The following is a 20,095-nucleotide window of genomic DNA, read 5'->3' on the forward strand; positions in this document are numbered from 1 at the left end:
GTTCAGGACTGCTTCGCCGCCGCCTGCAGGGTCTCCGGGGTGACCGCGCCGACGTAGACCCGGCCGTCCTTGGTGACCAGGGCGTTGACGATGCGGGTGGAGACCAGGGTGCCGCCGTCGACCTGGCGGCCGGTGAACTTGGCCAGGCCCTTGGCGGCCTCGGCGCCCGCGTTGCCGTGCGCGACGGCGGTCCAGCCCTTGCCGATCACGCCCGCGTCGTGCCCGGCGACCGCGGCGTCGTGCCCGGCGACCGCGGCGTCGTGCCCGGCGTCCGCAGTGTCGTGCCCGGCCCCCGGGGTGGGCAGCACGGACGGGAGCGGGCTGCCCGGGAGCGCGTCGGCGGACCGCTCGACGACCTTGGCGCCCTTGGGGGCGGCGAAGTCGAAGGTCTTGGCGTCCGGCTTCGCGTAGGACAGGGTGCCGAAGCGGACGTCGAGCGCGGTCGCGCCGTCGGTGGTGCGGACCTGCACGGCGAGCGGGAAGCCCTTCTCGGCGTCGACCGAGACCCGGATCTCGTCGATCGTCGAACCGGACTGCTTCGGCTTGACGCTGAGCCGGTACGCGGCGTGCCCGGCGACCCGCTCGGTGCCGGAGACGGTGACCGAGGTGGTCTCGGCGGAGCCGTCGAGGAGCTGCTTGGCGACGTCCTGCGGGGTCAGCGAGCCGATGCCGGCCCGGCCCGCGTCGTGCTGCCCGTCGGCCCGGCCGGCGCCGGTGAAGTGCAGGGCCTGCCGGGAGTCGCGGTCGTAGGCCCAGACCTGGTCGCCGTTGTGGACCAGCTCGTAGCCGGACTTCTCGCCGGACAGGGTGAGCCGCTGCCGCTCGGGCCCGTCCGCGGCGACGCTCAGGGTGTGCGAGCCGCCCAGGAGTTCGACGGCCTTCAGCTGCGGGTCGGCCCCGCCGACCGACGCGCCGGCGCTGCGGGCCAGGTCGCCGATGGCGCCGGAGCCGGTCACGGCGTCGGTGAGGGCGGTGGGCAGGCCCAGGTCGGCGCTGACCCGGACGGTGCCGGAGAAGGTGTCGGTGGTCGAACCCAGGGCCTTGGCGACGAGGTCCTGGGCACTGATCGCGGGCAGGTCCGGCGCCTCGTCGCTGGCGAGCGCGGGCACCAGGCCGATGCCGGTGGCGACGACGGCGGCCACGGCCACCGGTACGCCGATCCGGACGGCGGTGCGCCGCTTCGCGGGCCGGGCGGGACGCTCCGGCCGTTCGACCGGTGCGATCCGGATCGGTGTCATGCCCTGTTCTGCGGTGGAGTCCTGGTCCATGGCAGCCCCCTTCCGAGTGCCTGTGCGCTGTCACCGTCCATGAGACCACCGCCGTCCGCCCGGGGGCGTCGCCCGGCGGCAGCAGATCCGGGTACGCCTCCCGTTGTATCCGGGGTGTTGCGACCCTGAGACGCCGTCAGGGTCGTGTAGTCCCGCAGGGCTACCTCTCGCGTAGGGTCGGCCCCATGAGCCCTCAGCGCCCGCCCGTGCCCGCTGCCGTCCCCGCCCAGGCCCCGACCGCGACCGCGATGCGGCGGGCGCTGCGCCGGGCCCGGGACGGGGTGGCGCTGGACGCGGCGGAGGCGGCGGTGCTGCTGCAGGCCCGCGGCGAGGACCTGCGGCAGCTGTGCGCGGTCGCCGCCCGGCTCCGCGACGCCGGGCTGGAGCAGGCCGGGCGCCCCGGCGTCATCACCTACTCCCGCAAGGTGTTCGTCCCGCTCACCCGGCTGTGCCGGGACCGCTGCCACTACTGCACCTTCGTCACCGTGCCCGGCAAGCTCCGCAAGGACGGCCACGGCCTGTACCTGTCCCCGGACGAGGTGCTGGACATCGCCCGCAAGGGCGCCGAACTCGGCTGCAAGGAAGCCCTGTTCACGCTCGGCGACCGCCCCGAGGACCGCTGGCCCGAGGCCCGCGAGTGGCTGGACGCGCACGGCTACGACGACACCCTCGCGTACGTGCGGGCGATGGCCGTGCGGGTGCTGGAGGAGACCGGGCTGCTGCCGCACCTCAACCCGGGCGTGCTGTCCTGGACGGACTTCCAGCGGCTCAAGCCGGTCGCCCCGTCGATGGGCATGATGCTGGAGACCACCGCCGTCCGCCTCTGGTCGGAGCCCGGCGGCCCGCACCACGGCTCGCCCGACAAGGAACCGGCCGTCCGGCTGCGGGTGCTGGAGGACGCCGGGCGCAGCGCGGTGCCGTTCACCACCGGCGTGCTGATCGGCATCGGCGAGAGCTTCGAGGAGCGGGCCGAGTCGCTGCTGGCGATCCGCAAGGTGGCCCGCGCCTACCAGGGCGTGCAGGAGGTGATCGTGCAGAACTTCCGGGCCAAGCCGGACACCGCGATGCGCGCCATGCCGGACGCCGAACTGTCCGAGCTGGCCGCCGCGGTGGCGGTGGCCCGGCTGCTGCTCGGCCCCGCCGCCCGGATCCAGGCCCCGCCGAACCTGGTGGACGCCGAGTACGCGCTGCTGATCGGCGCGGGCATCGACGACTGGGGCGGCGTCTCCCCGCTGACGCCCGACCACGTCAACCCGGAGCGCCCCTGGCCGCACGTCGAAGAGCTGGCCGAACGGACCGCCGCCGCCGGGTTCACCCTGCGCGAGCGGTTGACGATCTACCCCGAGTACCTCAAGCGCGGCGAGCCCTGGCTGGACCCGCGGCTGCTCCCGCACGTCCGGGCGCTCGCCGACCCGGCCACCGGCCTGGCCGTCGAGGGCGCCCGCCCGGTCGGCCTGCCCTGGCAGGAGCCGGACGCGCCGATGACCGGCGGCGGCCGCACCGACCTGTTCCGCACCGTCGACACCGAGGGCCGCACCGGCGACCGCCGCTCCGACTTCGACGACGTGTACGGCGACTGGGAGGCGCTGCGCGAACAGGCCGCGCTGCCCGCCCCCCGCCGGATCGACGCCGACCTGCGGGCCGCGCTGTCCACCGCCGCCGACGACCCGGAGCGGCTCACCGACGACCAGGCCCTGGCCCTGTTCCAGGCCGACGGCGACGCGCTGGACGCGCTGACCCGGATCGCCGACGAGCTGCGCCGCGACACCGTCGGCGAGGACGTCACCTACTGCGTCACCCGGAACATCAACTTCACCAACGTCTGCTACACCGGCTGCCGGTTCTGCGCCTTCGCCCAGCGCCGCACCGACGCCGACGCCTACACCCTCTCGCTGGACCAGGTCGCCGAACGGGCCGAGCAGGCCTGGCAGGTCGGCGCGACCGAGGTGTGCATGCAGGGCGGCATCCACCCGGACCTGCCCGGCACCGCGTACTTCGACATCGCCCGGGCCGTGAAGGAGCGGGTGCCGGGCATCCACGTGCACGCCTTCTCGCCGATGGAGGTGGTCAACGGCGCCACCCGCACCGGCCTGTCGGTCCGCGACTGGCTGGCCGCCGCGAAGGACGCCGGGCTGGACTCCATCCCCGGCACGGCCGCCGAGATCCTCGACGACGAGGTCCGCTGGGTGCTCACCAAGGGCAAGCTGCCCGCCGCGACCTGGGTCGAGGTGGTCACCGCCGCGCACGAGCTGGGCCTGCGCTCCTCCTCGACGATGATGTACGGCCACGTCGACACCCCCAGGCACTGGCTGGGCCACCTGCGGCTGCTCGCGCAGGTCCAGCAGCGCACCGGCGGCTTCACCGAGTTCGTCACCCTGCCGTTCGTGCACACCAACGCGCCGGTCTACCTGGCGGGCATCGCCCGGCCCGGCCCGACCGCCCGCGACAACCGGGCGGTCACCGCGATGGCCCGGCTGCTGCTGCACCCGCACATCCCCAACATCCAGACCAGCTGGGTCAAGCTCGGCGCGGAGGGTGCCGCCGAGATGCTCCGCAGCGGCGCCAACGACCTCGGCGGCACCCTGATGGAGGAGACCATCTCCCGGATGGCGGGCTCCGGTTGGGGCTCCTACAAGTCGGTCCGCGACCTGGAGGCGATCGCCGCCCTGGCCGGCCGCCCGTCCCGCCAGCGCACCACCCTCTACGGCGAGGTGCCCGCCGAACGCCGCGCCGCCGCCCTGGCCTCCGACGGGCACCTGCCGCAGCTGCTGCCGGTCCTCGACTAGCGGCCCGCGCCCGCCGCCCGCGCCCGCCGCCCGCGCCCGACTCCCGCGTCCGACGCCCGGCTCTCCGCCCGGTGACCTGCGGGTGTCCGGGCGGTGACGGGTGAGCGGGCGCACCGATGTTCGGTCCCGGGGGCCTTTTCGCGCTGCTCTTCGAATAAGGTGCGTCTACTGCCCGTGCGCCTGCTCCGGGCTCCCGACCGTGCCGTCGACGAAAGGGTTCCGCCCCGTGATGCCTCTGTGGTCACGCGCCCAGCAGCAGGACTTCCGCAGCCGGGTCCGGGGCTGCCTGCTCGGCGGGGCGATCGGGGACGCGCTCGGCGGCGGCATCGAGTTCGAGCAACTGGAGCAGATCCGCGCGGCCCACGGCGAGGCGGGCGTGGCCGGCTACGTCCCCGCGTACGGGCGGCGCGGCGCGATCACCGACGACACCCAGATGACGCTGTTCACCGTCGACGGCCTGATCCGCTCCCACATCAGCCGCGACGCCGGCTCCTGGCACCCGCCGTCCGACGTGCACCGCGCCTACCTGCGCTGGTACGCCACCCAGCAGGACTGGGGCCCGGACGAGCGCCGCAAGGACCTGGGCTGGCTCGGCCGCGAGGAGTGGCTGTACGCCCGCCGGGCTCCCGGCCAGGCCTGCCTGTCCGGGCTGGCCGGCACCGAGAGCGGCCCGCTGCCGACCGTCGAGGAGCCGCGCAACCCGGGCTCCAAGGGCTGCGGCACCGTGATGCGGGCCGCCCCGTTCGGGCTGCTCACCGCCTGGGACCCGGCGCTGGTCTTCCAACTCGCCGTCGAGTGCTCGGTGCTGACCCACGGCCACCCCACCGGCTACCTGTCCGCCGGGGCGTTCGCGGTGGTCGTCCACGCGGTGGCCCGCGGCGGCACCCTGGAGGAGGGCGTGCACCTGGCGCTGGCCCTGCTCTCCGAGCGCACCGGCCACGAGGAGACCACCGCCGCGCTGCGCGCCGCCCTGGACGCGGTGCGGGCCGGGGCGCCGTCCCCCGAGCGGGTCGAGGAGCTCGGCGAGGGCTGGGTGGCCGAGGAGGCGCTCGCCATCGGCCTGTACTGCGCGCTGGTCGCCGAGGACGTCCGCAGCGGCCTGCTGCTGGCCGTCAACCACTCCGGCGACAGCGACTCCACCGGCTCGATCTGCGGCAACCTGCTGGGCGCCCTGCACGGCGAGACCGCCCTCCCGCCGGACCTGCTGGCCGAGTTGGAGGGCCGCGGCACCGTCCTGGAACTCGCCGACGACCTGGTGCTGGAACTGCTGCACGGCCCCGAACTGCACGGCACCGAGGCCTGGTCGGTCCGCTACCCGGCCGCGGACGCCTGACCCCGCCCGGCCGCCAGGCCGCCCGTCCGGCCGCCTGACAGTCCGGCCCCGGACGCGAAGGTGCCCGCCGCGCGGGAAGCGGCGGGCACCTTCGCACCTGTGGCCAAGGGCTCAGAGCTCGCCGAAGCGGCCCGCCCCGGCCGCCGCGGCGAACGCCGCCCAGGCCGCCTCGGAGAAGCGCAGCTGCGGGCCCTGCGGGTCCTTGGAGTCGCGGACCGCGATCGAGGCCGAACCCGGCACGGCGATCTCCACGCAGGCGCCGTTGCCCCCGCTGTAGCTGCTCTTGCGCCAGGTCAGGCTCTCGGTGGCCTTGCTCATTTCATGAACTCCTCTGCGATGGTGGCGATCATCGACCGGCTCTCCGCGACGCTCAGCGCCGCGGCCCTCAAGTGGTCGTACAGATTGGTATAGCGGCGGACGTCGGCGTCCTTCTCCAGGTAGAGATCGCTCGTCACTCCTTCGAAGTAGACGACCGTGGAATCCGCCGACTCGGGGAACTCCAGCAGGGAGAATGTCCCGGTCATGCCGGGGTGGGAGCCGTGGCTGAACGGGATGACCTGGAGGTTGATGTTGGCCCGCTCGCCCAGTTCGACGAGCTGGTACAACTGCTCGGCCATCACCGCCTTCCCGCCGACCTGGCGGCGCAGCACGGCCTCGTCTATCACCACCCACAGGCTGCCCAGCTGGTCCGCGCCGTGGATCCGGTGCTGCCGCTTGAGCCGGACGTCCACCCGGCGGCGGATCGCGGTCGGGTCGGTGTCCGGCTGCGTCCCGGCCACCACCGCCTCGGCGTACTCGCGGGTCTGCAGCAGCCCCGGCACAAACGAGGACTCGTACGCCCGGATCGAGGACGCCTCCGCCTCCAGCCCGATGTACACGCTGTACGGGATGTCCCCGAACTCGTGCCACCAGCCGCGCTGCCGCGACTCCTTGGCCATCTCCATCAGCCCGGCGCGGACCCGCTCGTCCTCGACCTCGTAGACGTCGCACAGGTCGCGCACGTCGCGCTGGCTGATCGAGCGGCGGCCGTTCTCCAGTCGGCTGATCTTCGACTGGGAGACCATCAGGCGGCCGGCCACCTCTTCGGCGGTCATGCCCTTGAGCTCGCGCAGGCGCCGCAGTTCGGCGCCGAGCCTGCGGCGGCGGACCGTCGGATTCACGCTGGCGGACACATCGACCTCCGGCCGGACTTCTGGCAACAGTGCGGTAATTGGTACCAACCCCCTGACGCTGAGCAGCATGCCACCTCAACTGCGGTCCGTGTCCAGGAATCGAAGTACCGCAGTAGAACAGATCATCGGAAAATAGCTCAATATGGATCCGAGCCCTTGCGCTCGGCGCCCCCACCCGCTAAAGGGACTCCCGCGCCCGCCAAGGCCCCTGACGGACCGTCGGGACACCGCGCGGACGCCGGAAACGCCGGAGGGCGGGTGGCCCGGTGCATCGCACCGGGCCACCCGCCCTCCTGCCGAACCGAACGCTAACGGCGTGCGCCGCTCATCGCGCGCCCACCCTGCTGGCCACCCCGCGCCCCGCGGCCGCCGGACGACCGGCCGGACCGCGCGAACCCGCTGGCGCCGACCTGCCCTGCTGCTGGGCGGGCAGACCGTTCTGCACGTCCATCACCGCGTGGGCCACCATCCCGCCCAGCGGGTCGTACCTGATCAGGTCCCGCAGCCGGGAGCGCGAGGACCGCCCCTCGTTGCCCGGGTACAGGTGCTTGCCCAGGCCGACCGCGTGCGCCAGCGCCGCCAGCGCCGCCGTCCGCGGGTCCGGCGGCACGCCGGTGCGGATCGCCGTGTCCAGCCGCTGCTTGATCGCCGCGTTGGTGCAGTCGTCCGACGCCTGGTAGCGCGTCGTCGGCAGCACCCCGCAGACCTGCCCGGCCACAGCCGTCACCATGCCGCACCGTTCCAGGTGCGCCAGGTACGTCTGCCGGAGGCCCAGGCGCGGGCCACCGATCCAGTGCGCGGCGCGCACCGGACTGCCGCGCCGGCGCAACAGCTCCAGTGCGTGGTCAAGGGTCGGGTCACCGGTCGGCCGTGGCACCACCACGGCGATCCGGTCCCCGTCCGGGACTATCCTTCCGGCCAGGGACAGCTCGACGAGCTGCGCCCCGGCAAGTCCGAGGTCGAGGGTCTGCGGCTGCGCGGTGGTACCCGTGGCCGGGTCCAGCGCGAGCAACAGCAGCTCCTCGGGAATGGTTCGACGGCCTCTGCCCATCCAAGCCTCCCCGCGTGGATGAATGACAGGGTGACGCCTCTCACACAGGCTTGTCGAGTACGCCTCCGAATCGTGACCTTGCCCGGGCAGGCTGGAACCACCGTCCGACGGCTCCGCGTCTGACCGGGCAGCGGCCCGTACGGGCAGGAAAAACCGCCGGTCGGGCGGGGTGCGGCGGGCCCTTGCGGGTTCGGTGCCGGAGACTGTACAGGTGCTGGGCCGGGTCGAGAACCCGCCCGAAAAAAACCAGCTTGTGTGATCGGACCGGCGGTGCCGGGCGGACGAGGAGGAGTGGGTTACGTGGGCGAGTCCCCGCAGAGCGAGCGGCACGACGGCGAGGAGCGGTCGGCCGAGACCGAGGAGACCCCGCGCGAACCCGGCGAGCGCGCCACGGGCAACAGCACCGTCCACCTGCGCGTCCGCGATGCGGACACCCGCACCACGACCCTCCGCCTCCCCGCCGACCTCCCCGAATCCAGCGCCGCCCTCACCGACCCCCGTCCCACCCCTCGGGACGAGGACACCCCCGAATCCGAGACGGAATCCGCCCCGAAGGGCCCGCAGCCGACCATGACGCTGCGCGCGCCGGAGCTGCCGGAGGAAGAGGAGACGGACGAGGCGGAGCCCGAGCCGTCGGCGGAAGAAGAGGCGGACGAGGGCAAGGCGGAGTCGGGGGCTGCGGCGAAGCCTGAGCCGACGATGATGCTGCGGGTGCCGGAGCTGCCGGCGGAAGAAGAAGAGGACGAGGCTGAGGACGAGGGAGACGCCAAGGCCGAGGAGGGTGAGGCTGCGGACGCTCCGGCCGGGCCGCAGCCCACGATGACGCTGCGGATGGCGGACCTGGCGAAGTCCGCTGCGGCGGCGGAGAAGGGCGAGGCGGAAACAGAAGCCGAGGCCGAGGCTGAGGGCGATGGCGAGGACGACGCCGAGGCCGAGGACGGTGCCGAGTCCGAGGCGGCCGCGAAGCCCGAGCCGACGATGACGCTGCGGGTCGACAAGGACCGTCCCGAGCGGACCGTGATGCTCCGGCTGCCCAAGGAGGCCACGGAGGCCGAGCCCAAGGCCGAGCCGAAGCCCGAGGCGGCTGCGAAGTCCGAGGCACCCGCGAAGCCCGCGGTCGAGCCCAAGGCCGAGTCCAAGGCCGAGCCGAAGCCCGAGCCGAAGCCCGAGCCCCAGGCCGAGACGGCTGCGAAGTCCGAGGCACCCACGAAGCCCGTGGCCGTGCCGAAGCCCGAGGCGGCCGCGGAGCCGAAGCCCGTCCCCGTGCCGGCCGCGAAGCCCGCTCCGGGGCCCGTTCCCGCCGCCGCTGCCGCGCCCGCCGCTCCGCCGCCGCCTCCGCCGCTGCCGGTCGCGCCCCCGCCGGGGCCGGAGAGCACCATCGAGGCGCTGGAGGTGCTGAAGGCGCTGAGTGCCCGTCCGATGACGCCGTTGCGGCGGGCGGTGAAGCGGATCACGATCTGGGGCGTCTTCCTGGCGGTGGTGCTGGGCGTGCTGGTCGCGGCGCAGTTGCTGCGTCCGCTACCGGCGCCGAAGGCGAAGCTGTCGCTGGCGGACTCGTTCACCTTCGGGGGCGAGCAGCCGAACATCCCGTGGCCGGCGAAGGGGCAGGCGGCCGCCGAGGTGGTGGGCGTGGGCAGCCTGGGGTCGTCGGGGGAGGAGAAGCCGGTGCCGATCGCGTCCGTCACCAAGGTGATGAACGCGTACCTGATCCTGCAGGCGCACCCCTTGAAGAAGGGGGAGAGCGGCCCGGTGCTGACGGTGGACAAGGCGGCCGCCCAGGAGTCGGGCAACAACGACGAGTCGACGGTGACGCTGACGGAGGGCCAGCAGCTCACCGAGTACGAGGCGTTGGAGATGCTGATGCTGCCGTCGGCCAACAACGTGGCCCGGCTGCTGGCGCGTTGGGACTCCGGCAGTGAGGAGGAGTTCGTGAAGAAGATGAACGCCACCGCCGCGCAGCTCGGCATGACCAACACCACCTACGCGGACGCGGCCGGGTACAACAACGACACCAAGTCGACCGCGAAGGACCAGCTGAAGGTGGCCGAGAAGGCCATGCAGCTGGAGATCTTCAAGCAGGTCGTCGCGGAGCCGGACACCCGGTTCAACGGCCAGCGGATCTTCAACACCAACGCGCTGCTGGGCAAGAACGGCATCATCGGCGGCAAGACCGGCTCCTCGACGCCCGCGCAGTCCTGCCTGATGTGGGCGGCGGTGAAGGAGGTCGGCGGCGTGCAGCGGATGATCGTCGGCGTGACGCTGGGCCAGCCGCAGACCAAGGAGGAGATGAGCCTGGTGCGGGCCGCGCAGCCGCCGAGCCAGCGGATCAACGTGGCCGCGCAGGCCGCGCTGGCCGGGCAGACCCTGGCCGAGCAGGGCCAGGTGGTCGGCTACGTGGACGACGGCGTGGGCGGGAAGGTGCCGGTGGTCGCGGCCAAGGCGCTGACCGTCGCGGGCTGGAACGGCATCACCGCGCACCTGACCCTGACCCCGGTCGGGAAGATCGCCCACACCCTGCCGGCCGGCACCCAGGTCGGCACGCTGTCGGCGGGCGACGGGGACGGCCGGGTCGAGGTGCCGGTCACCCTGAAGTCGGACCTGGCCCCGGCGTCCATCGGCTCCCGGCTGCTGCGCCTGGGCTAGGCCCTGTCCGGCCGATCTTGCCGGGCGCGCGACGCCGGATCATCCCGCCTGGAAGCACCGGCCCAACACCCGAGTACATCCAGTACGAGGGCGTCGGGCCGGCACTCCCAGCCGGGCGCCCGACGCCGCGCGCTGATCCGACAAGATCGACCGGACAGGGCCCTAGGACCCGGCGGCAGTGGAACGGAACGGCGGAGCGGCCCGGACGGGGAGTCCGGGCCGCTCCGGCGTTCGCGGCGGGGGAGGGCGCTACCAGCGGCCGGGTTCGGTGCGGGTGCCGAGGTAGCGGGTGACGGAGGGCTCCTCGGCGACGACCCGGCCCAGGACCAGGGCGAGGGTGACGGCGGCGAACAGGGTGATCAGCCAGGACAGGACGGTGAACACCACGCCGTAGGGGCCGAACTTGCCGACCGAGGAGCTCATCGCGTGCGGCAGCCACACCTTGGAGGCGATGCCGAGGGCGACCTCGCCGACGCCGCACAGCAGGGCGCCGGGCAGCAGCGGGTACCAGCGGATCCGGCCGCCGAGCAGCAGGTGCTGGGTCCACCACCAGACGGCGGAGGAGACCAGGAAGGTCAGCGGGACGCCCAGCCACAGGCCGGCGCCGAAGCCCTTGCGCAGCGGGACCTGGACGACCAGGAACACCAGCCAGACCAGCAGCCACACCACCCAGCGCCACAGCGCCAGCCGGGCGCTGTTCTTCGGCATCTCCCAGGCCCGTTCGCAGACCCGCTGCAGGGCCCGGCTCATCGCGGTCGCGGACGCCAGGGTGACCAGCACGCCGAGCACGCCGAAGCTCTGGCTGGCGCCGTCGTCGTGCGGGGCGTTCATCAGCTGCTGGATCTGCTGCTGGGCGGGGCCCTGCAGGCCGAGCTGCTCGCGCAGCGAGCCGGTGATGCTGTGCTTGAGCGACGCGGGGGCGAACACCGCGACCACCAGCAGGGCGGGCAGCGCGGAGAGGAACGCCTGGGCGGCCAGCCGGGTGGCGTTGTCCAGCAGGTTGACCCGGATCAGGTTGCTGACGGCCCGGCCGATCAGCGGGATCCGTTCGGGGGCGCCCTTGGCGGACTCGGCGTACCGGGCCGCCCGTTCCCGGGCGGACTCCCGGCGCCGGGGGGCGGGGTCCTGCTCCGCCCGTCGCAGTGATTCGGTCACGCCGCAACCTCCGCATGCTCCGCCGGACGGGAACTTCCATCGTCACCGGCCGGCGGAGGGGGAGGGCGGCCGCCTACTTCTTCCGGGTGAGCCCGGCGACCCGGGAGCCCACGCCCCAGGCGGTGACCCGCCACAGCGCCTCGACCACGATGCCGCGGTTCATCTTCGAGGCGCCGTGCTCGCGCTCCACGAAGGTGATCGGCACCTCGGCGACCTTGAAGCCGGCCCTGACCGCGCGCCAGGCCAGGTCGACCTGGAAGCAGTAGCCCTGCGAGGCGACCTGCTCCATGCCGAGGCCGAGCAGGGTCTCCTTGCGGAAGGCCCGGTATCCGCCGGTGACGTCCCGGATCGGCACGTTCAGCATCAGCCGGGAGTAGGTGGAGCCGCCCTTGGAGAGCAGCAGCCGGGACTTCGGCCAGTTCACCACCGCGCCGCCGGGCACCCAGCGGGAGCCCAGCACCAGGTCCGCACTGCGCAGCGCGGTCAGCAGCCGGGGCAGCTCCTCGGGCTGGTGCGAGCCGTCCGCGTCCATCTCGACCAGCACGTCGTAGCCCTCGTCGATGCCCAGGCGGAAGCCGGCCAGGTAGGCGGCGCCGAGGCCCTCCTTGCCCTTGCGGTGCAGCACCTTGACGTGGTCGTCGTCGGCGGCGAGGGCGTCGGCGAGCTTGCCGGTGCCGTCCGGGCTGTTGTCGTCCGCGACCAGCACGTGCGCCTCGGGGACGGCGGCGCGGACGCGGGACACGATCCGTTCGACGTTCTCGGCCTCGTTGTAGGTCGGGACGATCACCAGGATGCTGCCGAGTCCGGCGAACGGGGTCTCCGGGGAGGAGCTCACAGGGGGGTGCCTTTCTGGAGCGGCTGGCCGGGGCGGCGCCCGGGGGCGCCACCTCCCACGGTAGGGCACCGCGCGGGGTGCTCCGGGCCACCGGTCGTGGGGCCGCAGCGGCGGACGCCGCCGCCCGGACCGCGGCGGGCGCGGTGCGGGCGGCGGCGTCCGGGGGTGCCGGGCCGGGCGGGCGGTCAGTCGCGGGTGCCGGCCAGTTCGACGGCCCGGCCGCGGGTGGTGTGCCGGGCGGACAGCACGGCGGCGGTCACCGCGGTCACCGCGCACAGCACCACGACCTGCCAGGTCGAGCCCCAGGGCAGCACGGTCGCCGCCCCGTCGACCAGCTTGGTCAGCGACAGCCGCTGGGTGAGGATCACGGCCGCGCCGGCCACCGCGGCCAGGATGGTGCCGATCACGGTGGCCAGCAGCGCCTCGGCGGCGATCACCCGCAGGATCTGGCCGCGGGTGGCGCCGGCCAGGTTGAGCGAGGCGAGTTCGCGGCGGCGGCCGGCGGCGGCCATCACCAGGGTGTTGGCCACCGAGATCAGCGAGTAGCCGACCGAGATGCCGAGGATGACGGTGGCGGCGGTCCTGGTGTCCTCCTTGAGCTTGGCCTTCAGGGTGTCGTAGTAGACCGGGACGGGGGCGACCCGGACGGCCTGGTTCTTGAGCGCGGCGGCCACCGAGTCGGGGGTGGCGCCGGCGTCGAAGCGCAGCCAGGCGCGGGCGGGGCGGGCGCCGGAGGCCTTGGCGGCGGACAGGTAGGTGTCGTCGCCGGCCAGGCCGGTCTGGACGATCGCGGCGATCCGCAGCTTGGTGGAGGTGTCGTCGGGCATCCACACCGTGAGGGTCTGGCCGAGCACCAGGTCGTTGCCGTCGGCGGTCTTCCGGTCGACCACGATGAAGTCGTCGCCGAGGTCGTCGACCGAGCCCTCCAGCACCCGGGGGTGCAGGACGCCGTTCGCGCCGAGCGAGGACGGGGCGACGGCCTGGCCGTTCAGCGAGTCGACGACCTGGCCGTCCTCGGTGCCGATGTAGACGTGCGCGGAGGAGACCACGTCGGCCCGCACGCCCGGCAGGTCGGCCAGGGCCGCGGTCGCCGAGCGGTCCAGGGTCTTGCCCGCGGCGGGCAGCACCAGGTAGTCGGCCCGGGTCTGCTGCCGGACCTGGTCGATCTTGGTGTGGTCGCCGGCCGCCTGCATGCAGATCATCGCGGCGGTCAGGCCGACCGCGACCACGATCGGGGTGACGGTGGCGGCGGTGCGGCGGCGCCCGTTCAGGGTGTTCTGCCGGACGATCAGCGGGCCCGCGCCGAACCGGGACAGCGGCCAGGTGGCGATCCGGGCGACCGGCCGCAGCAGCACCGGGGCGAGCAGCGCCAGGCCGCCGACGTACAGCAGCGGGACCATGCCGTACTTGCGCGGGTTGACCGCGTAGGTGGGGCTGTCGCCCGCGATGCTCCAGCCGGTGGCGACGGCGGCGACCAGCAGGCCGACGCCGAGCACCCAGCGGACCCGGGTCATCGCCCGGCTGGAGGCGGCGGCGTCGCGCAGCGCGGCGACCGGGCGGACCCGGGAGGCGCGCACCGCGACGGCGGCCGCGCCGAGCAGCGCCGAGCCGACGCCCATCAGGAAGGCGATCACCAGCGGGACCGGGTTGAGGCCGATGTGGAACCAGCTCGGGGCGACGTCGTTGTCCAGCATCCAGCTGTTCAGCCGGCCGGCGCCGATCGGGCCCAGCACACAGCCGACCAGGGCGGCGGCCACGCCGACCAGCCCGGCCTCGGCGACCACCATCCGGCGGACCTGCTTCGGGGTGGCGCCGACCAGCCGCAGCAGCGCCAGTTCGCGGCTGCGCTGCTCGACCACGAAGGCGAAGGTGGCGATCACGATGAACACCGCGACCGAGACCGCGATGCCGCCGGTGGTCGCGGCCATCGACTGGGCGTTGATCAGGGCGTCCGCGCCGCCGGACGGGTCCGGGTCGGCCTGCTGGCGGTCGGCGCCGGACAGCACCAGCGGGCCCGCGCCGAGGGCCGAGCGCACGGCGGCGGCGCCGCCGTCCACGGCGAGCGCGTTGACGGCGGGGGAGAGCCGGGCGGCCTCGGTGTCGGTGAAGAACACCGCGTCCTCGAACCAGGTCGCCGGGGCGACGCCGGTGACGGTGTACGGGTGCGGGCCGGCCGGGGTGGAGACCAGCACGGTGCCGCCGACCCGGTCGGCGGCGGCGCCGGTCAGCACCACCTCGTCCGGGGCGGCCGGGGCCCGGCCGGCGCTCAGCGCGTAGGGGGTGAGCGCGGCGGACGACCAGCCGTGGCCGACCGCGTCGGACGGGCCGCCCTTCCACGGGGCGTCGAAGGTGCGGTCCTCGACCACTGCGCCGGCCGCGGCGGCCTTGGCGGCGGCGGTGTCGGGGAGCGCGGCGGGCAGTTCCATCGGGTCGCCGCGCGGGTCGGCGGGGACCACCACGGTCTGCGCCTTGGCGAAGCGCTGCGGGCCCTCGTGCGGGGTGCCGATGGTGGCGGTCAGGGCGAGCGCCATCATGGCGATCATGCCGGTGCCGAGCGCCAGCGCGATGAACGCGCCGACGAAGCTCACCCAGCGGGTGCGGACGGTGGCGAGGGCGATGCTCAGCACGGGGTGCCCTCCAGGTCGGTCGCGTCCTCGGGCTCCAGGTGCGCCATCCGGTTCGCCACGGCCTCCACGGTCGGGCCGGTGATCTTGTCGACCACCCGGCCGTCGGCGAGGAAGACCACCTGGTCCGCGTAGGAGGCGGCGACCGGGTCGTGGGTGACCATGATGATGGTCTGCCCGTTCTCGGTGACGATCCGGCGCAGCAGGGCCAGCACGTCGCGCGAGGTGCGGGTGTCCAGGGCGCCGGTGGGCTCGTCGGCGAACAGCACCTCGGGGCGGGTCACCAGGGCGCGGGCGATCGCCACCCGCTGCTGCTGGCCGCCGGACAGCTCGCTGGGCAGGTGCCCGGCGCGGCCGGTCAGGTTGACCCCGGCGAGGACCTTCTCGACCTCGGCAGGGTCGGGGCGCACGCCGGCCAGCTTGAGCGGCAGCTCGACGTTCTGCCGGGCGGTCAGCGCCGGGATCAGGTTGAACGACTGGAAGATGAAGCCGATCCGGTCCCGGCGGAGCTTGGTGAGGGCGTTCTCGGACATGCCGGCCGGGTCCGCGCCGGCCAGCGAGACCCGCCCGGAGTCGACCCGGTCCAGGCCGGCCGCGCACTGCAGCAGGGTGGACTTGCCGGAGCCGGAGGGGCCCATGATCGCGGTGAAGGTCCCGGCCGGGAAGTCCAGGGTGACGTCGTCCAGTGCGGTGACCCGGCTGTCGCCGGTGCCGTAGCTCTTGCGTGCCGCGGACAGGCTGACGACGGCGGAGCCGGTCAGCGGGGCGTCGGGCCCGCCGCTCTTCTTGTCGAACACATTTCCGCCTTTGGTAGAAGTGCGTCAGCCCGCTGGGGCGCTCCGGGCCGGCGTACCCCGGACCTGACCGGAAAGCACGCGGCTCCTACTTCTACGGCACCGGGCTATACCGCATCCATGGATCCGGCCGCTTCGCGCCCGTCCCCCGGGCCGGCCCCCGCGGCCCCCGGTGCGATGGGTGCCCGATAGCGCCCGTATAGCCCCGCTCACCAGGCTGGCCGCTGTTCGAACCGGCTTGCGAGACCGGTGGGCCGCCGAGGCACCGCCCTCGCTGGACAGGGGTGAGGAAGTGAGCCAACAGCGTTTCCCGGCCGGGGCCGCCGACATCTGGCTGGGCGTTCCGGAGGACGTCGACGAGCGCGGCCCGGCCGTGCTGTCGAGCGCCGAGCGCAACCGGGTCCGCCTGCTGCGCGACCGGGCCGCGGCCTCCTGCGCGGCCGCCCACGTCGGGCTGCGGCGGATCCTGGGCGGCTACCTCGGCGTCGAGGCCGGGGAGGTGCGGCCGGGCCGCACCCTCTGCCCGGAGTGCGCCGACCCGGCCCACGGCCCGCCCGCCGTGGTCTGGCCCGCCACCCGGCTGACCTTCAACCTCTCCCGCGCGGACGGCTTCTGGCTGCTCGGCGTGAGCGAGGACCGCCCGCTCGGCGTCGACCTGGAGGCCGAGCCCCGGATCGACCCCGAGCTGACCGCCCCGACCGTCACCGCCGTCGCCTCCCCGAACACCCACGACTGGAGCTGACCCCCCGCACCACCACCGGAAACACCGCGGCCCCCGGGAACCCCCTCCGGGGGCCGCGCCCGTTGCTCCGCCCCCGCCGGTCGGCGGCCCGGGGGCGGGGGCGGAGGCGGGGGCGCGGCGGGCCGGCGACGGGTCAGGGGCGCAGGGCCCGGTCGACCAGGGGTCCGGCCGCGCCGAGGTAGTCCTCGGGGCGGCAGAGCGCCGCCAGTGCTTCCGGGGTGAACAGCTCCTTCAGTTCGGGGAGTCCGGCGAGGACGTCGGCGAGCTCCCGGCCGGTGTCCGCGGCGGTCGCGGCGGCCCGGGAGGACAGCGCGCGGGCGGCCGCCCGGCCGAGCAGGGGGGCGAGGACGGCGGAGACGCGTTCGGAGACGATCTGACTACCGGTCAGGGCGAGGTTCGCCGCCATCCGTTCGGGCCGCACCTGCAGGCCGTCGGCGAGCTCCACGGCGGTGTGCGCGGCGCCGCCGGTCAGCCGGAGGGCCTCGCGCAGCAGCTGCCACTCGGCGTGCCAGACGCCGCCGGAGCGCTCGTCCTCGGTGACCAGGCACTGCGTCAGACCGGCCGCGATGACCGGGACCTGGAGCGCGGCGCTGCGGATCAGCGTCGAGTGCACCGGGTTCTGCTTGTGCGGCATGGCCGAGGAGGCGCCGCGCCCGGCCACCGGCCGCTCGCCGACCTCGCCGATCTCGGTCCGGGTCAGGACCTGCACGTCGACCGCGATCTTCCCGAGCGCCCCGGTGGTGAAGGCGAGCGCGGCGGCCAGGTCGGCGAGCGGGGTCCGCAGCGCGTGCCAGGGCAGGACCGGCCGGGCCAGGCCGGTCTCGGCGGCGAAGGCGTCGACCAGGCGCTCCAGGTAGGCGGCCGGGTCGTCGGCGGTCGCCGGGTCGGCCGCGAGGGCGTTCTCCAGGTACCCGGCCAGGGTGCCGGCCGCGCCGCCCAGCGAGACCGGCAGGCCGCTCCGCTCGACCAGCGCCAGCCGGTGGTCGGCGTCCAGCACCAACTGCCGCCATCCGGCGGCCTTCAGGCCGAAGGTGGTCGGCACGGCCTGGAGGGCGAGGGTGCGCCCCGCCATCGGGGTGGAACGGTGCGCCGCGGCCAGGGCGGCGAGCGACTCGGCCACCCGGCCCAGGTCCGCCCGGATGATCCGCAGCGCGCGGGACGCGACCAGCATCGCCCCGGTGTCCAGGATGTCCTGGCTGGTCGAGCCGGAGTGGACGTACTCCGCCGCCTCCGGGTGCTCGGCCGCCACCAGCTCGGTCAGCGCCCGGACCAGGCCGACCACGGGGTTGGCGGTCTCCCGGGAGGCCAGGGCGAGCGCCCGGACGTCGAAGTTCTCGACCCGGGCGAGGGCGGTGATCGCTTCGGCCGCCGGGCCCGGCACCACGCCGAGTCCGGCCTGCGTCCGGGCCAGCGCGGCCTCGGCGTCCAGCATCGCCTGGAGCCAGGCGCGGTCGCCGACGGCGGCCTCCACCGGGGTGCCGGCCCGGACCGGCGAGAGCAGTCCGGTATCCGCTTCCGCCTCGGCCTCCGCTCCCGCCCGGGCCTCCGCTTCCGCCTCGGCCTCCGTTCCCGCCTCGGACGGCACGGTCTCGGATGTCACGCGCTGGCTCCTATCCTGTCGGCTTCCCGGTGCCCCGCGGGCCGGAGCGCAAGTATGGCGCGGGCGATCGCGTCCGAGTCGCCCAGGGTCACGGAGTCCACCCCGGGACGGATGCCGGCGGCCGTGACCCAGTGCACGCCCTCGGTGGGCACGCCGTAGGCGAACCGGCGCGGGTGCACCCGTCCTCCGGCGTCGACCACCCGGTACGGGCGGGCGGTCACGTGCAGCCCCCCGGTCTCGTGGCCGCCGGTGCCCGGCACCCGGTAGGGGGCGGCCTGGCCGGTGTCCAGCAGGTGCCGCAGCAGCGGGTCGGCGGTCCGGCGCAGGTCGGGTTCGGGCAGCCTGGCCTCGATCAGCACCGTGGCCAGGACCGGCGGCCCCGGCACCCGGCCGGAGCGGGCGACGAAGGCCCGCCGGCCGGCGTCGATGCTCACCGTGGTCCCGGGGCCGGTGAGTTCGAGCACGCCCGCCTCGATCAGCGCGATCATCTGCTCGATCCGGGAGGCCGGCGGGCCGATCGACAGGAACGCGTTGAGCGGGGTGTACCAGCGCTCCAGGTCGTCGCGGTGCGAGTCGCCGTCCAGGCCGCCGTGGTCGACGGCGATCCGGATCTCGTTGCGCAGGTCGCGCAGCACGTCCAGCGCCGCCTTCAGCGGGCCCCGGAGGTTGCCCGTCCGGGCCTCCGACAGGTCCTGGGAGAGGTACTCCAGCAGCCAGGACCGGAACTCCGCCCGGTCGCCGAACTCCCGGTCCGCGTACGGCTGGGACAGCCGCTCCCAGTCCCAGTGGTCCGCCCGGTCGATGCCGTACGCGTGCAGCAGTTCGGCCCGCCGCTCCGGCAGTTCGGCCGCCAGGTAGAGCTCGGTGAACGGCTCCCGGTCGGCCGCGCGGTCGCGGGCGTCCAGCAGCGCCCCGTAGTACACGCCCTCCACCTCGCGGGCGATCAGCGGCCACAGGTCGCGGCGGAAGTCGAGCGGGATGCCGCGCCGGCGGAGCTCGTTGACGTGCTCGGCGGTGAGCAACTGGGGGAAGTGGCGTCCGTAGGGGCCCTTCTGGTTCTCGCCGCGGGCCTGGTAGGGCACGCCGCGCCGCGAACTCGCGTACAGCACCGGCTCCTTGCCGCAGGCGCGGTAGACGAGGCGGCCGTCCTCACGGGTGAAGGCGCCGCCCCGGCCCTCGGTCAGCAGCGCGAGGTGGTCGAAGAAGTTCAGCCCGAGGCCGCGCAGCAGGACGTGCTCACCCGGCCGCACGGTGCTCAGGTCGGCGTCGGCCGGGTTGCCCGGCGGGAAGTAGCCCAGCCCCAGCGCCGCCGCCGAGTCGGCCAGCCGCCGCTCCTCCGGGCCGAGCACGGTTTGTACGTGCCCCGTGGCCAGCACCACCGCGTCCAGGGCGCCGACCGTGCTGCCGTCCGCCAGCCGGACCTGCTGCGTCTCCTCCCCACCGGTGAGGGCGACGGCCCGGGAGCGGTGCACCCGGACCGCGACGTGCCGCGGGGCGCGCTCGACCAGCCGCTGGAACACGGCCCGCAGGTAGGCGCCGTAGAAGGCCCGGGTGGGGTAGGAGTCCGGGCCCAACGCGGCTGCCTCGGCGAGCACTTCGGGCTCGGCCCCGGAGAGCGACCGGGCCCACTCGTACAGGCTCGGTCCGGGTTCGACCGGGCCGTCGATCCGCACGCTGTCGTCGGTGAACACGCTGACCTGGGAGGCCACGGTGTTCATCAGCAGGTGCCGTGACTGGTCGGTGCGCCAGACCGCGCCCGCCCCCGGCGGGTCCGGGTCGATCAGGTGCACGGTCAGCGGGCGCCGGGACGGGGCGGCCCGCTCGTTGGCGCAGAGCCGTTCCAGCACGGACAGGGCGCGGGGGCCGGCGCCCACCAGGGCCACTCGCATACGGGTCCTCGTCATGTCCGGCGTCACCACGCCCGGCCGGCCGGTACGGCGCGGTCCGCCGCGGGTCCGGTGCGGGGCGCTCCGAGGACCGTCCGGCGATCCGGGTGGACTTCCGGCTCCGCCGGAGTCGTGCAGATGTTCCCCATCAGGGGCTCCCTCTTGTCCTTGTGTACCTGCTGCGGAAATCTTGCAAGGTGCGGGTG

Annotated in this window: 14 protein-coding genes; 4 read left to right on the forward strand and 10 right to left on the reverse strand. The window is 74.5% G+C overall.

What is annotated here, in order from left to right; genetic code table 11:
* Positions 1-2 precede the first annotated feature (2 nt).
* Entirely contained in the window at positions 3-1,268 is a 1,266-nt protein-coding gene (locus OU787_RS19055; protein WP_268660089.1) for a LolA family protein, read from the reverse strand.
* Between the two features lie 185 nt (positions 1,269-1,453).
* Here OU787_RS19055 and OU787_RS19060 point away from each other — a divergent pair, with 185 nt between their 5' ends.
* Positions 1,454-4,054 carry a bifunctional FO biosynthesis protein CofGH gene (locus OU787_RS19060; RefSeq protein WP_268660090.1) on the forward strand — a complete coding sequence of 867 codons (2,601 nt, stop codon included), beginning with the start codon at positions 1,454-1,456 and terminating at the stop codon, positions 4,052-4,054.
* Between the two features lie 229 nt (positions 4,055-4,283).
* Positions 4,284-5,387, forward strand: coding sequence for an ADP-ribosylglycohydrolase family protein (locus OU787_RS19065; RefSeq protein ID WP_030459065.1), 1,104 nt, complete (start codon positions 4,284-4,286; stop codon positions 5,385-5,387).
* Between the two features lie 111 nt (positions 5,388-5,498).
* Here OU787_RS19065 and OU787_RS19070 read toward each other — a convergent pair whose 3' ends face one another.
* The 3 genes from OU787_RS19070 to OU787_RS19080 all read right to left on the reverse strand — a co-directional run bounded on the left by OU787_RS19070 (position 5,499) and on the right by OU787_RS19080 (position 7,610).
* Positions 5,499-5,705, reverse strand: coding sequence for a DUF397 domain-containing protein (locus OU787_RS19070; protein ID WP_030459064.1), 207 nt, complete (start codon positions 5,703-5,705; stop codon positions 5,499-5,501).
* Entirely contained in the window at positions 5,702-6,559 is an 858-nt protein-coding gene (locus OU787_RS19075) for a helix-turn-helix domain-containing protein (protein ID WP_030459063.1), read from the reverse strand. Before OU787_RS19075 ends, OU787_RS19070 begins: the two co-directional genes overlap by 4 nt.
* 325 nt (positions 6,560-6,884) lie before the next feature.
* The gene (locus tag OU787_RS19080) at positions 6,885-7,610 is read right to left on the reverse strand and encodes a GOLPH3/VPS74 family protein (RefSeq protein WP_030459062.1); all 726 of its coding nucleotides are present in this window, start codon (positions 7,608-7,610) and stop codon (positions 6,885-6,887) included.
* Between the two features lie 300 nt (positions 7,611-7,910).
* On the opposite strand from OU787_RS19080, the gene OU787_RS19085 reads away from it, so the two are divergent.
* Positions 7,911-10,253 carry a D-alanyl-D-alanine carboxypeptidase family protein gene (locus OU787_RS19085; protein WP_268660091.1) on the forward strand — a complete coding sequence of 781 codons (2,343 nt, stop codon included), beginning with the start codon at positions 7,911-7,913 and terminating at the stop codon, positions 10,251-10,253.
* Between the two features lie 249 nt (positions 10,254-10,502).
* On the opposite strand, the gene OU787_RS19090 is transcribed toward OU787_RS19085, so the two are convergent.
* From OU787_RS19090 to OU787_RS19105, 4 genes are all read right to left on the reverse strand, one after another.
* Positions 10,503-11,408 (reverse strand): YhjD/YihY/BrkB family envelope integrity protein, encoded by a 906-nt coding sequence (locus tag OU787_RS19090; RefSeq protein ID WP_030459060.1) that lies wholly within the window; start codon positions 11,406-11,408, stop codon positions 10,503-10,505.
* Positions 11,409-11,481: 73 nt separating this feature from the next.
* On the reverse strand, positions 11,482-12,243 hold the full coding sequence (locus tag OU787_RS19095; RefSeq protein ID WP_268660092.1) for a polyprenol monophosphomannose synthase: 762 nt from the start codon (positions 12,241-12,243) through the stop codon (positions 11,482-11,484).
* A 185-nt stretch (positions 12,244-12,428) separates the two neighbouring features.
* Positions 12,429-14,870 (reverse strand): FtsX-like permease family protein, encoded by a 2,442-nt coding sequence (locus OU787_RS19100; RefSeq protein ID WP_268660093.1) that lies wholly within the window; start codon positions 14,868-14,870, stop codon positions 12,429-12,431.
* The gene (locus OU787_RS19105) at positions 14,864-15,664 is read right to left on the reverse strand and encodes an ABC transporter ATP-binding protein (protein ID WP_369794925.1); all 801 of its coding nucleotides are present in this window, start codon (positions 15,662-15,664) and stop codon (positions 14,864-14,866) included. The genes OU787_RS19100 and OU787_RS19105 overlap by 7 nt, the downstream gene beginning before the upstream one ends.
* Positions 15,665-15,953: 289 nt before the next feature.
* Between OU787_RS19105 and OU787_RS19110 the strand changes: the two genes are divergently transcribed.
* Positions 15,954-16,403 (forward strand): 4'-phosphopantetheinyl transferase family protein, encoded by a 450-nt coding sequence (locus tag OU787_RS19110; protein ID WP_268660094.1) that lies wholly within the window; start codon positions 15,954-15,956, stop codon positions 16,401-16,403.
* 133 nt (positions 16,404-16,536) lie between these two features.
* On the opposite strand, the gene pcaB is transcribed toward OU787_RS19110, so the two are convergent.
* Together pcaB and OU787_RS19120 are read right to left on the reverse strand one after the other, a co-directional pair.
* On the reverse strand, positions 16,537-18,003 hold the full coding sequence (gene pcaB / locus OU787_RS19115) for a 3-carboxy-cis,cis-muconate cycloisomerase (protein WP_442788500.1): 1,467 nt from the start codon (positions 18,001-18,003) through the stop codon (positions 16,537-16,539).
* Positions 18,000-19,907 (reverse strand): FAD/NAD(P)-binding protein, encoded by a 1,908-nt coding sequence (locus OU787_RS19120; RefSeq protein ID WP_268660095.1) that lies wholly within the window; start codon positions 19,905-19,907, stop codon positions 18,000-18,002. Before OU787_RS19120 ends, pcaB begins: the two co-directional genes overlap by 4 nt.
* Positions 19,908-20,095 lie beyond the last annotated feature (188 nt).

This window comes from Kitasatospora sp. YST-16, from assembly GCF_026802215.1.
Classification (GTDB): domain Bacteria; phylum Actinomycetota; class Actinomycetes; order Streptomycetales; family Streptomycetaceae; genus Kitasatospora; species Kitasatospora cineracea.